This is a genomic window from Phytohabitans maris (genome assembly GCF_031085175.1).
Classification (GTDB): Bacteria; Actinomycetota; Actinomycetes; order Mycobacteriales; family Micromonosporaceae; genus Phytohabitans; species Phytohabitans maris.
This window is the reverse complement of sequence record NZ_JAVHUY010000049.1, coordinates 59,128-72,516: the sequence shown is the minus strand read 5'-3', so window position 1 is coordinate 72,516 and position 13,389 is coordinate 59,128. Positions and strand designations below refer to the sequence as shown.

Here is a 13,389-nt window from a genome sequence, read left to right as displayed (position 1 = left end):
CTTTGTTAGGTAACTCGAGATTGGTTGTGGTGTAAGGGTTTCACGGTTTGGTGGCATGTGGGGCAGGCGCCGGTCCAGGTCGCGAGGAGGTATTGCAGCTCGCGGATGACCTTGTAGAGGGTCAGGCCGGCGCAGCCGCTTTTGGGTCGTGTCGCAGCAGGGTGATGAACAGGTGCGCGGCGGTGACCAGGGTGACGTGGCGGTGCCAGCCGGTGAAGGAGCGGCCTTCGAAGTGGTCCAGGCCGAGGCCGGTTTTCAGTTCGCGGTAGTCGTGTTCGATCCGCCAGCGGATCTTCGCGGTGCGGATCAGGTCGACGGGGTCGGTGTCGGCGGGTTGGCTGGATAGCCAGTAGGTGACCGGTTCGGCCTCGTCGTCGGGCCATTCCGCGATCAGCCACCGCTCGGGCAGGCTGCCGTCGGGGTTGCGGGGGATGCGGTGCCCAGCCGGACGGACCCGTAGGAACACGAACTGTGAGCTGAGGATGCCTTTGCTGCCTTCGCGCCAGGTGACCGTGGTCGCGGCATCGCGGCCGGCGTCGAGCACGTGCCGGGCAATGCTGGCCGCGTCGTCGGGGTAGTCCGGGCGGGTCGGTGGGCGGCCGTGCCCGGACCACGTGGGTGGCGCGGGTTCCGCGTCGGACCGGTGGGCGAGGGTTTCGCCTTTGACCTGGACGCTGTAGAGGATGCCGCGTTCGTCGAGCGCGGCCCGGAACGGGCCGCTGTCGCCGTAGCCGGAGTCGGCGGTGACCAGGGGTGGTCGCAATCCGTGTGCAGCGAGCCCGTCGATCATCTCGATTGCCAGTATCCACTTCGGACGGTGGCCCTCATCCTCCGGAATCGCGGCCTTGCGGCGCCGCCGCCGCGCGGTCTCGGTCGCGGCAGCGGCGACCGCATCAACATCGACCTCGGCCGGTTCGACAGACGCGGTGGCCCGCGGTGCATTCGTCAACGTCTTACGCTGCTTGGCCTTGGCCGCCTTGACCGCGGCCGGTCCGGCCTTGGCGGCGTCCCAGGACTCCGGCAGGAACAGCCGCCAGTCCAGCGGGCACGACGCCGTATCGGTGACCGCGTGGACGCTGACCCCGATCTGGCAGTTGGCGACCTTGCCCAGGGTGCCGGAGTACTGCCGGGCCACCCCGGGCGAGCCGGTGCCGTCCTTCGGGAACCCGGTGTCATCGAACACCCACGCGACCGGGTCGATCAACTCTACCGCCCGCTCGGCCAGCCGCGCCCGCACCGCCATGGTGTCCCACGTCGACGTGGTCACGAACTGCTGCAGCCCCTGATGATCCACGCCGAGCCGGGCCGCCATCGGCTGCATCGACTTACGCCGCCCGTCCAGCAACAGCCCCCGCAGATACGTCTCGCCCTTGACCCGCTGGTCAGACCGGGCCAAGGGCGTGAACACGTCCGCCGCGAACGCCTCCAGGCGTTGCCGCACAACCGAAAGCTCATCCGGAGTCACCGAAGCATGAAACTACCCGCACCACCCCGACGACCCCACGACACGCCGACCTAACAAAGCACTACTAGCGCTCGACCCGGACGAGACCGCGGCCCTCGACGCCGCCAGCCGCTGACCTCCCCCCAGACGCTGCCCGCCGGCGCCTTGCCGATGAACACACCTCACGTCGCTGCGCCGACCTCCGGATCTGCCGATGTGCGGACGTTCTGTTTAGCGAGGATGTGGGTCGTGTCGACCGGCAGGATGGCCGGCGCGGTCGGTAGAGCCGGAGTCGGGCCCGGTGGGAAACCGGGCCGAGGAGTTCGATGCCGGCGCGGGCGGCGATTTGCGGCACTGTGGTGATATCGGGTGGGCCGGCGGTGGTGCTCACGCGGCGTGTGCCTGCCGCCCTCGTCGGTGTAGAGGGTGAATTCACCGTCGAGGATGTGGTAGATCTCGTCGGGTTCGTGGCGGCGCATGACTGGCGGGTCACCGCCGGGATGCTTGGATCTTGGGGGTTCCTTGCGTCTGTTGCTGGCTTGCCTCGTGGCCATCGTTTCGGTCGGCCTCGTCGCGTTCGGTGGCGTGAGTGCGCTTGCTGGGTTCCTGGACCAGCGGGCGGCCGATCGGGTGTATGTGGTCCAGTTCCAACGCCCCGGCGACGAATGCGGCGGCGCGCGGCAGCTGCACCTCGACGTGACCGATGGAAGGCCGCTGAGCTGCCGACCAGGGTATGCGGGAGTCGTCGGGGGATACGCCAGGAACGACCTGCCCGGCTTCGCGGACGCGCAGAACGAGCAGGTGCTGGCCCTGGCCGAAGGGCTGGGCGGTGACGGGCTGTCGAGCGCTGAGCAACGCCAGATCCAGGACCGGGTGGATCAGATCTTGGCCACGGTGCCGGCCGCCGAGCGGCCGGACCGCAGGTCGGGCTTGTGGGGCGCGCGCCAGGCCTGGCTTGGCGGTGGGCTGGCCGTGGCCGGCGTGGTCGGGTTGGTTGCCCTCCTGCTGCTCGCCGTCCGTGCTAATAGACGGGGACGCTGAGATAGCGTACGGTGGCATCGCGTTGATGATTCTTGGCTACCCGGTCTATAGGGTACTCGCCGGTCTATATGGTACTCGGCAATTCCCATCTCGGTTTGTGGGCGAAGGTTGAAGCGTACCTCGGGTATGCGACGCTCGCCCTGCGCACACTGTCATGCCGCGATTCGAGCGCGACGTACGGGCTCATACCCACAGCCAGGTTTGGGCCTCGTCGTGGAGCAGGAGGTGCGGGCCGGCAGACCAGCGCACCTGCGGCAGGATCCAATGCGGCAGTGCTGGAACCGCGATGGGATGATCCCGCCCCCCGACCAGAGCGACCATCCGACACACCGTACGACAGCTGCGGCAGGTCGCGACACGCATTCGTAGCCGGAACGGCGACAACCGGTACCGCCGCCACCTTATCGGCGACGGCAGTGACACAGTGGCCCAAGACGAGGCTCCAGCAGCAGCGAGCTCCGTGAGATGGCCTTGTGTCCTACCGGGGCTTCGTCCTTCCTCCTCGGCGACACGCCGGGTGTGACCACACCGCGACATGCCGCGACAGACAGCAGCCCCAACCATTACTGCTGGTCTTGAACGGTTGTGGCAGTGGGGCCCGCGTCGCCGGACGGCCACCATCGATGCTCAGCCGTCGAAGCGCTGCCAGCCGTCGCCGAGTTCGGCGAGCGGGCGCAGAAGGGCACGGTGCCAGGCTCCGACGGTCACCTCGTACAAGCCGTTGCCGGTGTCGGTGACGCAGGCGATCAGCCCGGGGGCGACATGGAACGAGGTGAGGCCGAAGCAGCGCCACGGCAGCAGCGGCACCGGCGCCAGTGAGCTGGTAAGCCGGCTCACCACCGGCTCGGGTACCTCCCACGCGGCAGCCCGGTATGTCGCACCGATCGCGGTCTCGAACAGCGAAAACTGGACCAGGAAGCCACTCAACGGCTCTGCCATCGCCACCGGCCCGTCATGGCCGTCGACCATCCACACCACAGGGTCGTCCGGGCCCTGGTCGAGCGTCCACTGAAAGACGCCCTGGTTCTCCGCGCCGAAGACCAGCCGCCCATCGTGCTGGTCAACATGCAGCTCATGCGCCGGCAGGATCCGATTCTGTGATCCCAGCAGCGCCGGATGGTGGTGGGCAAGCCAGTAGAAGGCAGCCAGGGCCGCAGGCACCCGGGTACGGGCCCCCACCGGCAGCCCCGCAACGGTGCGCAGGGCAGGAAACCAGCCGGTCAGAAACGTACGCAACGCTGCCACACGGTCACCGGGCAACTGGTCAAGCCACTCGACGCCAGGCAGCCCCCGGACGGGCGCCGGTGGCCGTACCCGGTCCAACACCTCATAGGACAGCGCAGGACTAATCGACAGCTCAGCAACAGTCAAACGACCGTCCGCGTACTCCGTCCTGCACCGCGCGGTAGTGCCGAGGTAAAGGCAGTCCTGGCCGAGCCGGACAAACAAATGCCTCGACGTCTCCGCGCCCTGGTTCAGTATCGCCTCGACCACGTCGGGCACCGGCCCCAGCAGCCGCCACCGCTCAGCGTTCCACACCCCGCTGCGGGTCGGATCATCATGAGCGGCCAGAACGACCACGCTGCCACTCGGCCCGACCGCGTACGTCACACCCCGATCGGTCAACACCCGCGCCGACGCACCCACACACGCGACCGCGTCGCTTTCCGGCACAAGCATCAACTGCTCCAAACCCGCCACGACGGCCACCCTAGCCACGACCCGTGTTCGCATGGTCGGCGGGGACTTCGCTGGTTATCTGACCATACGCTGCCGTCGTATAGGGCACTGATCAGGCTGTGCCGCAGGCCGTGGCCCGTCAGGTGTAGGTCGATGCCGTGGTGGCGGAGTTTGGCTCGTAGGCGATCCCATCGTTTCCAGTAGCTGGAGAAGGGTCAGCGGCCCCCGGATTTCGTGGTGAACAGAAGGGCATCGGTCGGCTTGCCGGCGGCCCGCCTGGTCAACATCGCCATGACTGGTTCCGGGACGGGACCGTGCGGAACTCACCCGGGCCGCTCTTGGTCCCCGGCAGCAGTCGACCGCCGCTGAATCGGCGGACAGCGGCCACTTCCGACGTGTGGGTTCGCAGCGCTCCCGGCCCGACCGCGGTCATCTCACCGAAGCGGAAGCCTGTGCACAGCGCTGCGACGACCAGGTCCGCCCAGTCGGCGTCCACCTGGTAGGCCAGGTTGACGAAGAGGTGGATCTGTTCGGTCGACTCCAGCGTGGCCGGCTGGAATCGGGTTGGCTCGGGCAATTCCAGACCGAGAAACGGTGACGGCGTCGACCCGCAACGGTGGCTGCCCGTCGTCGCCGGGCAGCGTCGCCCAGCGGAACGCTGGCGCGACCAGGCCGCTGCAGATTTTGATCACTGAGTTGGCGCCGAGACCGAATTCAACCGGTGGTTGCAACACCGGTGTTTTGAAGTGAGAGTAGCAGTTCGTTCATTGCTTCGGCTGGTGTCTTCCAGTCGCGTGTCTTACGTGGACGGTTGTTGAGTGTGGCGGCGACGGCGTCGAGGTCGTCACGGTTCCAGCGGGCGAGGAGCCCACTTACCTGCCGCTTGACGCGGTCGGGCGAGGGATCGGCTATGCGGCCGGCGCGGTCTCAGGCGGCTGGAGGTGGCGTGACGTCGTAGGGATCTCAGTCAAGGTTCGAGAAGGCCTTGAGCCCGTGGTTGGTTACCTGGTGGATGGGATAGATGCCTGCGAGGTGGACGGTGTCGTGACATTCGTGGCCGGGAGGGCTGACGTCGGTGCGGCAGTCATCACGTCGCGGAGGGTATGGACGTCGTCGCCGGCGGTCTGGCACGGTCAGCAGTACTCGTGGTGATAGCCGATGGTTCCTTTGGGCACGACGTCCCGGTCGCGGAGGATGACCGAGATGTGTGCGCCGTGGTCGGTGCAGGCGCGACGGTAGGCTTCGGCGCCGTTGTCGGTGTATTCGATTTCGTACACCTGGTTGCCGTACGCGGTCTGGTAGAGGTCGCATTCACGATAGACCGCGCACTCCTCGGCGAGGGCGAAGTCGAAGCCGATGTCGCTACGGCCAATCCGACTCAGGGTCGGGGCGTTCTTCTGCCCGACGGCCAGCCCTCGCGAGTGCGCGGCTTGAACGAGTAGACGGGCGAAGGCGACCGCGTCGGCTTGGGAAAGCAGACCACGGGAGCGGGTCCAGGAGTCGAGGTTGTCCGGCTCGACGGCGGCGAAGCCGCGTGCGGCGCAGTCGGCGAACCAGCTGCCGACGATGGCGGCCAGCTCGGCTCGCCGAGCTGGCGTGGAGATGTCCAGCAGCCGTTCGCTGGGCCAGTCGGGGTCCTCGACGTACTGGCCGTCCCGATCCTTCAACAACAGGGTGTCGCGGTCCGTCTGCCACCACGGGTTGTCGCTGGGCTGAGTCTGGAACGCGTTCACGTAGCAGATGGTGTATCGGCCGGATACCGGCGCCGCGGCGCGGTCTCGGACGAGCACACCGACCACGTCGGCCGGCGGGTACTGGCCACCGATCTGGTAATCGAGGACCGCGTTGGCCGGTGGCAGCCGCCAACCTTGCGTCGTTGCCTGGGCGACCGAAGACGCGACGGCGCCCGGCCGGACAGTGTGCGCGTCCCCGGTCACGGCGGACGGTCCGGCCGAGTCCGCACTCTGGTCAGCGCACGCGCCCAGCACACCGCAGACCAATACCAGCCCACCAACGCGCCGCCTCCACACGCTCACAAATGCCTACCGTAACGGCGGAACGTGGACCCCGGCGCCGCGGCAACGAGCTCATGGAAAATGCGTGGCGTCGACCAGTCACCGCAACGCCTGCCGGACCTGGTGGCTGTCCGGCCCTGCTGCTGCGGCGTGCAGGTCCGGCAGGCGTTGCCCGATCGCGGCACAGTCCGAGCGGGTGCGGTGCGCGTCGAGAAGGTCCATCCGCTCGGCCAGCTTCACCGTGGTTGGCGCCGTACGGGCGTCCGGGGCCACCTTTAGCAGCGCCAGCCACATTGGCACTGCGCGGGCGTGCGCCACCTCCGACGTCGGGTCGGACGGGACGTGCGGCTGGCCGGTCAGGTCCGTCACCGAGCACTCCAGCGCGGCGGCTCTGCTTGGCGTGCAGTTCGGCGGCGAGTGGGACATGCTGCTAGGCGTCCGCGATGCCTACCGGCCCCTCAGGATCCTCGGCGCGTCACCCAACCTGAACGGGGCGGGTGGTGAAGGTGTCATGGCAGTGTCGGACCAGCCGATCCAGGGCGGGGCTTTTCGTAGCGGTCCAGACCAGGGCCAACAGGGCTGGATCTCCGACGTCGATGATCCGCAGGGCCCGCAGGCGACTCTTGTAGTGACTCGACATCGACTCGCTGAGGATCGCGACGCCCAGCCCGCGGGCGGCGAGGTCGGCGATGGCATCCGCGGCGCTGGCTTGGACGGCGATGGCCGGCTGAACTCGACGGAGGGCGCAGGCGCGGTCGAGGACGGTGCGGATGCCGGTGCCTTCCGGCATACACACGAGCCGGTGGTCGGCGATGTCAGCGATGCTCACTGTCGCCTGTTTGGCGAGTGGATGCTCTGGTGGGACAAGGGCGACGAGTCGTTCGCTGATGATCGTGAGGGTGTTCAGCCCAGCCGGAGTGGGGTCGGCGGTGCCGACAAGCGCGAGGTCCACGGCCCCGGACCGGACGTCGTCGAGGAGCCGGACCGAGTTGCCTTCGAGCAGGGTGATCTCCACCCCTGGGTGGGCGCGGTGGAACGCGGCCAAAGCGTCGAAGAACAGGGTGATCGTGCATCCGGTGACCATGCCGACGGTGAGGCGACCGCGGATGAGTCCGGTCACCTCGCCGACGGCCTGTCGCACCGCGCCGGCGCAGGCGAGTGCGGCGCGCGCGTGTTCGAGCGCGACCCGGCCGGCGTCGGTGAGGGTTGCGGTTCGGGTGGAGCGGTCGATGAGAGTCGCGCCGAGCTCGCGTTCGAGCTCACGGATCTGCGCGCTAACTCCCGACTGGCTGATCCGTACCCGTTCAGCGGCGCGGGTGAAATTCGCTTCCTCAGCGACCGCAACGAAGTACTCCAACTGCCTCAGCTCCATAACCAGGGATTCTAGCCCTCAGAAAAATCATCTGTTGGACTTCTGGGAGCGTGATGGGCACGCTTGATCCGTAGACAAGACCGTCGAGAGGATCTCCGTGTCAGACCACGCAAAGGCTATGAAGCCCGAAGACATCACCCGCCTGTTCGTCGAACGCTCCAACGCTGGCGACGCCGAGGGCGTTGCCGCGCTGTACGAGGAGGACGCCGTCATGGCCTACCCGCCCGGCGGCCAGACGGTCGGGCGTGCGGCGATTCAGGCTCTGTGGGAGAAGGTGCTCGCGAACCGGCCACACTTCGAGCCGGAGCAGCCACTGCCGACCCTCGTTTCCGGCGATCTCGCCCTTACCTCGACACCACCAAAAGACGGCGCCGGCGCTCGCGCGCAGGTGGTCCGCCGCCAACCGGACGGATCCTGGCTACGAGTGCTTGACCAACCAGAGTTCACCAAGCCGGCATCCGGGTGAACTGCGGCAGTAGGCACGATCTTCCAGCGGGGTTATCGGCTTCGACACCCAAAAGATCACAGAAACCGAGCCCGTCCCGCCCTCTCGATCACCACACCCCGATGCACCTTGCCCCAGCCGCCCAGATCAGGCCATTCAACTATCTTGCTGGGGCCGTGCGCGGTAGTCGCCTTGCTTCTCCTAATCCGCCGGCAGTGGTGGCACCAGTGGCGCGGCACAGGGTGGGGAAAGGTCCATCGTCGACACGAAGCGGGCGGGGTTGACCCGAACGTGACGCAACGACGCGACCCGGGTCTCGGACCTGGATGAAGCTGGCCGCCGCCACAGCCAGGGCGGTCCACCTCCACCGGAGCAGGGCGATACGTACGGCCGTCCGGGGCTGGCGGAGGCCGGTGGGGCCGTACCAAGTCGGGTACGGGTGCCACACGTCGCGGTCGAACGAGCGACGAATGATCGAGAGGCCAGGCCACCGGCCATCCGCACGATGGCCTGGCCTCTGACGTTCTGTTCCTGATGCAGCACGAAGCCCCATCTCGGTGGACCCCAACGCCCGGATGGCAGGGCGAGCACGGCGGTCGGACGGTGCGCTACCTCTTGGGGCAGAGGACCGCTTCGGCTGCCTTGGTGATCGCCTCGTCGATCTCGGGTTCGTCCTGGTCGGCGGCACGCGTGACGGACACGACGAACTGAACACTGCCGTCCTGGTTGTTGAAGCTGACGGCGCTGAAACCGGGCGAGCCACCCTTCACCAGTTGGTACTGTCCGCCGCACACGCCTACACCGGGCCCGGCGGGGGGCGCGGACGGCTCGGGCGCACCAGACGGCGGTGGCCCGGGACGCGGCCGGCCGGCGTTCAGGGCGTCCTTCTCCTCTTTCGTCAGGAGGTCCCCGGCCATCCCTTGGTGGAAGGCACTCAGATCGTCGGTGTTGGAGATGACGCCGCCGGCGGCGTAGCCGTAGCTCATGTTGAGCTGGTCGACGTCGACCATCTCGCCGTTCTCGTCCGGGTGGTAGCCGTGGCCGTGCGGACCCTTGATACCACCGGGGAACTCGACCGGCAGGTAGGTGCGGTCCATGTCGAGCGGCTCGAAGATGTACTCCTCGAACGCGGCCGCCACGCTGCGCTTGAACTTCTCGATGATCAAGCCAAGGAGCATGTAGTTGCTGTTGGAGTAGGAGTAGCTCTCGCCCGGCAACCCGGTGGGTTCCACATCCTTCGTCAGCGCCACCAGTTCAATCGGTGACTGATAGGTGGTGAAGTCGAAGATGTCGACCAGTTTCGGGTCATACCAGTTAGGGATGCCGGAGGTGTGGTGGATCATCTGCTGCACGGTGATCTGGTCGGCATAGTCCACCAGCTCCTGTTCGACCACGACCGGCAGCAGGTCACTGAGCCTGTCATCCAAGGAAATCTTGCCCTCCGAGACCAGCTTCATGATCGCCACTTGGGTCATGAGCTTGGTCTGGGACCCGATCCGGAACAGGGCGTTGGTCGGGATCCTGCCCCCCTTGCCGCCGATCAGGCGGGATCCGGCTGAACCCTTGTCGACCTTCCTGTCGTCGACATAGGCAGCGCCAATGGCACCGACCACCTTGTCGCCCTTGACCAACTCCGCCAGAGCCCGATCGACGTCCCCAAGCCGAACCTTGTCCGTGTCGTCCGCGACGGCCTGCGTCGCTACGCCCAACGTCAGCATCGCGCACGCTAGCCCAGCCAGGCCGGCCAGTTTCCTACGACTCACGAGGTAACCCTTCTCGCCCGTTGAGAAATGCCGAACATCCGTCCCCGTATCGGGCGCGAAGCGCCCCCATCCGGGCCTTGATGACATGTCTAGACCCGTTAAGGTTTCCTGGCCGTTTCCATCGACCGCTGTGGAAACATACCGACCAGGAGACCGGCGAACGCTTCGACTTCGGCAAGAGTCCGCAGCCCCGTTCTCCGGTCTACCCGCTACTTCTTCTGCTCATCGCGCAAGCCGCGAGATACCGAGCCGCCCCGGGTTGGTTGGAGACCCTCAACCTTGCGGAGGTAGGAGTAGTCATGCTGCGGGCGTTGGGCCGATCGATCGACCGCGCCGTCCTAGGCACCCCGTCCTTGTCCACAATTGTGGCGGCACCGTCCGGCCGCGGTTTGCCGTCAACTCGGCAGGTGAGGTCGAGACCCTGTTCCCGGCCGGCCACATCGCCAGGCTGAATCGGAGGCGGACGTCATCGCTGAGAGTATGGGCGGGACCACTCTGGAGGGCCTGACCAGGTCTCGCGGCATCACGATGCCTTCCTGGGATCCCAACAACCCCGAGGTCGCCGAGGCGTGGATGATGGTCTCCGCACGCTTCGCAGCCCACGCCAAGGGTCTCGTCCGAGTGATTCTGCCGGACAATGCTCGGATCGACACCGTACGGACCCAAATCGAACTACCGACACTCCGGCGAAATCCACATGTCAGCGGCATCGTCAGGGTTGATCCGGCGACTGGTATCCAACAACTTCCTGTTCTGAGGGTGAGACTATGGAATTAAATTGGTCGAACATCCGGACTGACGCCGCGGGTTGATCGGTTGATCATTAGGCATCACGATATTGGCAAAGACATGCCCGAAGCGTCTCAAGGAGGCGGCACAAGCAGACCGATGCGGCGTGTCCGGCCTGACAGCAGGCTCACTCTTCTGTCGCGATCCGCTCGCTACCGAAGGTGACGATGTAGCTCAGTTCGGCGGCCGTCCGGTCATGTCGCGGACGGCGTGCCGTGTGCTGGCCGGCGGGGGCTCCGATCGCCGCGCCGTGGGCGGCCGGCGCTGCGGGGACGAGGTCGTCGTCCGGGTCACGGCGGCCTTCCCGCTGTCTAGGGCCCGGCCGCACGGACATCGCCCCGTTCATCGGCGTCGCCAGCGTCGGCAACGACCCGACCTGGTCCGACGGCGGCCCGGAGGGTCGGTTCCGCGAGTACTGGACCGGCTACAGCTTCGGCGAGCTTTCCCAGACCGCCCGGACCCGCCGGGACCTGCTCACCCGGCTGCTGCCCAGGCTCGCCATCGCCACCCGGTGCGAGATCGCCGGCCGGTTCCTGAGGGTCCGCGGCGACCTGTGCACATACAAGATCCACCTGGGCTCCGGCTACATCCTGATGGAACCGCACGCTGAGCAAGGCATTCCTCCTCGCCGACGACCGCAAGATCACCGATCCGACGATCCGCAGCCAACTCCACCGCGCCGCCGCCAGCGGCAGGGGACCACGCCGCCGCTGGCTGGACAGCGGCTGCTACGGCCGGCGCCGTGGTGGATTTCGGAAGGAACGACGTGACGTATGCGATCATGTATGAGTCATCTACTCCGGAGGGGCGGTTGATGGTCGATCCGTCCAGCAAGCTGGCGGCGGTGCGGGGCCGGCGGCCGAAGACCGGCGGTGTTGATGTCGTGCTGGCACTGCTCGACGGGTTGACGGCAGGTCAGGAGATCCCAGCCGATGTGCTGGACCGGTTGACCGAGGGTGGCACGGCGGCGCAGGGCGCCGAGTTGCGGCGCCGGGTCGGCGAGGCGCACGCCGCGGTCAGCCGATGGCGGCGCCGCGACCAGCAGTTGTCGGCGTTGTTTTCCAGCGCCCGGGAGCTGGCCGAGCTGCGCAGTGTCGGCCCGCTGCTGGATCGGCTGGTGCAACGCGCTCACGATCTGGTGGGCAGCGACGTGATGTACCTGTCGGAGTTCGACGAGGGAACCGGTGAGCTGCGGGTCAGCTCGACGCTGGGGGCGATCACCGACGCGTTTCGACGGCTGCGTGTCCCGCCGGGCGCGGGCCTGGCCAGCGAGGTGGTGCAGACCCGGGCGCCGCGCTGGATCAGTGGCTACCAGACCGCACAGGTCCGCCACGACCCGCAGATCGACGCCGCGGTGGCGGGCGAAGGCCTGGTCTCGCTGCTCGGGGTGCCGTTGCTGGCCGGAAGCGAGGTGCTCGGCGTGCTGTTCGCCGCCTACCGCAGCGACCACCGCTTCACCGCCGACGAGGTGGCGCTGCTGTCCGCCTTCGCCGATCACGCGGCGGTTGTGCTCCAGACCGTCGAGCTGTTGGAGATCGCCCATCGCTCCGCCCGCGAGGCCGAGCAGGCATCGGCCGAGGCGGCGCGGCACGCGGCCGCGGTGGAGCGGGCCGCGCAGGTGCACGAGGAGCTCACCGCTGTGGTGCTTGGCGGCGGGGACGCCGGGGGCATCGCCGTCACCCTCAGCCGTGCTTTGCACCGCGCCGTGGTGATCACCGACCGTTCACTGACGGCGGTGGCCGCGACCGACGCGAGCGGCAGCCCGGTCCCGCTGTCCTTCAGGTCCACCACCGCGATCGCCGCGGCGGTCGACGAGAGCAGCCGGTCGGGTCAGCTCGTCGAGGTGCCCTCGGCCGAGGTGTACGGCGTGGCGGCGGCGGTGGCGGGGCGGTCGACGCTGGGCGCCATCATCGTCGGCCCGGGTGCGGAGGCCTTCGGCGCGGTCGACAAGCGCACTGTCGAGCGTGCCGGGCTCATCCTGGCGCTGCAGACGCTGCAGCAGGACGCCGTCGTACGCGCCGAGGAGCAGGTCCGTGGTGAGCTGCTCGCCGACCTGCTGGATCCGTCGCGGCCGCACGACGCGCGGCTGCGCGAGCGGGCCCGGGCCCGCCACGTCGATCTGCAGGCCGCGCGCATGCCCATCGCCGTGTGGGTCCGCGACGACGACCGGTCGGCGGCCGTGCGGGCCCTGCAGGACCGGGCTGTCGCGCTGCTCGCCGGTGAGCGGGGCTCGCTGGTCGCCGTGCTCTCCGCCGACGAGAGCGGCGAGCGGGCCGGCGCGGCCGTGGCCCGGCGGGTGCGTGCGGCGACCGGCCGTGAGGCGCTCGTCGTCGTCGGCCGTCCCGGAGCGTTGAACGATCTCGCCCACCGGTGGTCCCAGGCGGCCGACTGCGTACGGCTGCTGGATCGTCTCGGTGTGGCGTCCGGCGTCACCAGTGTCGACGCCTACGCGCCGTACCTCGCGCTGTTCGGTGACAGCGCCGTGGACGTCAAGGCGTTCACCCGCGAGCTGATCGGCCCGGTGCTCACCTGGGACAGCGAGCGGCATACCGACCTGCTGGAGACGCTGGCCGTGTACCTCGATCAGCAGGGCAGTCCGGCCCGGACGGCCCGCGCGCTTGGCGTCCACGTGAACACGGTGTTGCAGCGGCTGGAGCGGCTCGACGAGCTGCTGGGCGCGGATTGGCGCACGCCGGAGCGGCGGTTCCGCCTGGCCATCGCGGTGCGGCTGCACCGCTTGGCGACCACCTGAACGCCGTAACCTGGACGAAACATCTAGGTAAGGCGGCTTGACACTGGATCTCTGATCCATGGTGGTGCAGATCACCTGCTCCTAGCGT

The 13,389-nt window shown here is 67.9% G+C and carries 11 protein-coding genes and 1 pseudogene; 4 read left to right on the top strand and 8 right to left on the bottom strand.

Annotated features, from left to right (window positions below; translation table 11 throughout):
* Positions 1–121: 121 nt before the first annotated feature.
* Positions 122–1,465 carry an IS701 family transposase gene (locus tag RB614_RS36460; protein ID WP_308714810.1) on the bottom strand — a complete coding sequence of 448 codons (1,344 nt, stop codon included), beginning with the start codon at positions 1,463–1,465 and terminating at the stop codon, positions 122–124.
* A 501-nt stretch (positions 1,466–1,966) separates the two neighbouring features.
* Here RB614_RS36460 and RB614_RS36455 point away from each other — a divergent pair.
* The gene (locus RB614_RS36455; protein ID WP_308717258.1) at positions 1,967–2,485 is read left to right on the top strand and encodes a hypothetical protein; all 519 of its coding nucleotides are present in this window, start codon (positions 1,967–1,969) and stop codon (positions 2,483–2,485) included.
* Between the two features lie 627 nt (positions 2,486–3,112).
* Here RB614_RS36455 and RB614_RS36450 read toward each other — a convergent pair.
* From RB614_RS36450 to RB614_RS36430, 5 genes and pseudogenes are all read right to left on the bottom strand, one after another.
* Complete coding sequence (locus RB614_RS36450) at positions 3,113–4,186, bottom strand: hypothetical protein (RefSeq protein WP_308717257.1); 1,074 nt, start codon at positions 4,184–4,186, stop codon at positions 3,113–3,115.
* A 693-nt stretch (positions 4,187–4,879) separates the two neighbouring features.
* Positions 4,880–5,029, bottom strand: a pseudogene (locus RB614_RS36445) (IS30 family transposase); the annotation flags it as partial.
* Positions 5,030–5,298: 269 nt separating this feature from the next.
* Positions 5,299–6,102 carry an endo alpha-1,4 polygalactosaminidase gene (locus RB614_RS36440; RefSeq protein WP_308717256.1) on the bottom strand — a complete coding sequence of 268 codons (804 nt, stop codon included), beginning with the start codon at positions 6,100–6,102 and terminating at the stop codon, positions 5,299–5,301.
* Between the two features lie 177 nt (positions 6,103–6,279).
* Positions 6,280–6,549, bottom strand: coding sequence for a hypothetical protein (locus RB614_RS36435; protein WP_308717255.1), 270 nt, complete (start codon positions 6,547–6,549; stop codon positions 6,280–6,282).
* Between the two features lie 106 nt (positions 6,550–6,655).
* Positions 6,656–7,552: a LysR family transcriptional regulator gene (locus RB614_RS36430; RefSeq protein ID WP_308717254.1), complete on the bottom strand. Its 897-nt coding sequence runs from the start codon at positions 7,550–7,552 to the stop codon at positions 6,656–6,658.
* Between the two features lie 118 nt (positions 7,553–7,670).
* On the opposite strand from RB614_RS36430, the gene RB614_RS36425 reads away from it, so the two are divergent.
* Positions 7,671–8,018, top strand: a complete 348-nt coding sequence (locus RB614_RS36425) for a YybH family protein (protein ID WP_308717253.1) — start codon at positions 7,671–7,673, stop codon at positions 8,016–8,018.
* 587 nt (positions 8,019–8,605) lie between these two features.
* Here RB614_RS36425 and RB614_RS36420 read toward each other — a convergent pair.
* Positions 8,606–9,715, bottom strand: coding sequence for a serine hydrolase domain-containing protein (locus RB614_RS36420; RefSeq protein WP_308717252.1), 1,110 nt, complete (start codon positions 9,713–9,715; stop codon positions 8,606–8,608).
* Positions 9,716–10,676: 961 nt separating this feature from the next.
* A complete protein-coding gene (locus RB614_RS36415) occupies positions 10,677–10,916 on the bottom strand; it encodes a hypothetical protein (RefSeq protein WP_308717251.1) in 240 nt (79 codons plus the stop codon).
* Between RB614_RS36415 and RB614_RS44635 the strand changes: the two genes are divergently transcribed.
* Together RB614_RS44635 and RB614_RS36410 are read left to right on the top strand one after the other, a co-directional pair.
* Complete coding sequence (locus RB614_RS44635) at positions 10,882–11,319, top strand: DUF7737 domain-containing protein (protein ID WP_487379842.1); 438 nt, start codon at positions 10,882–10,884, stop codon at positions 11,317–11,319. The two genes, RB614_RS36415 and RB614_RS44635, sit on opposite strands and share 35 nt — an antisense overlap.
* The gene (locus tag RB614_RS36410) at positions 11,316–13,301 is read left to right on the top strand and encodes a helix-turn-helix domain-containing protein (protein ID WP_308717250.1); all 1,986 of its coding nucleotides are present in this window, start codon (positions 11,316–11,318) and stop codon (positions 13,299–13,301) included. Before RB614_RS44635 ends, RB614_RS36410 begins: the two co-directional genes overlap by 4 nt.
* Positions 13,302–13,389 lie beyond the last annotated feature (88 nt).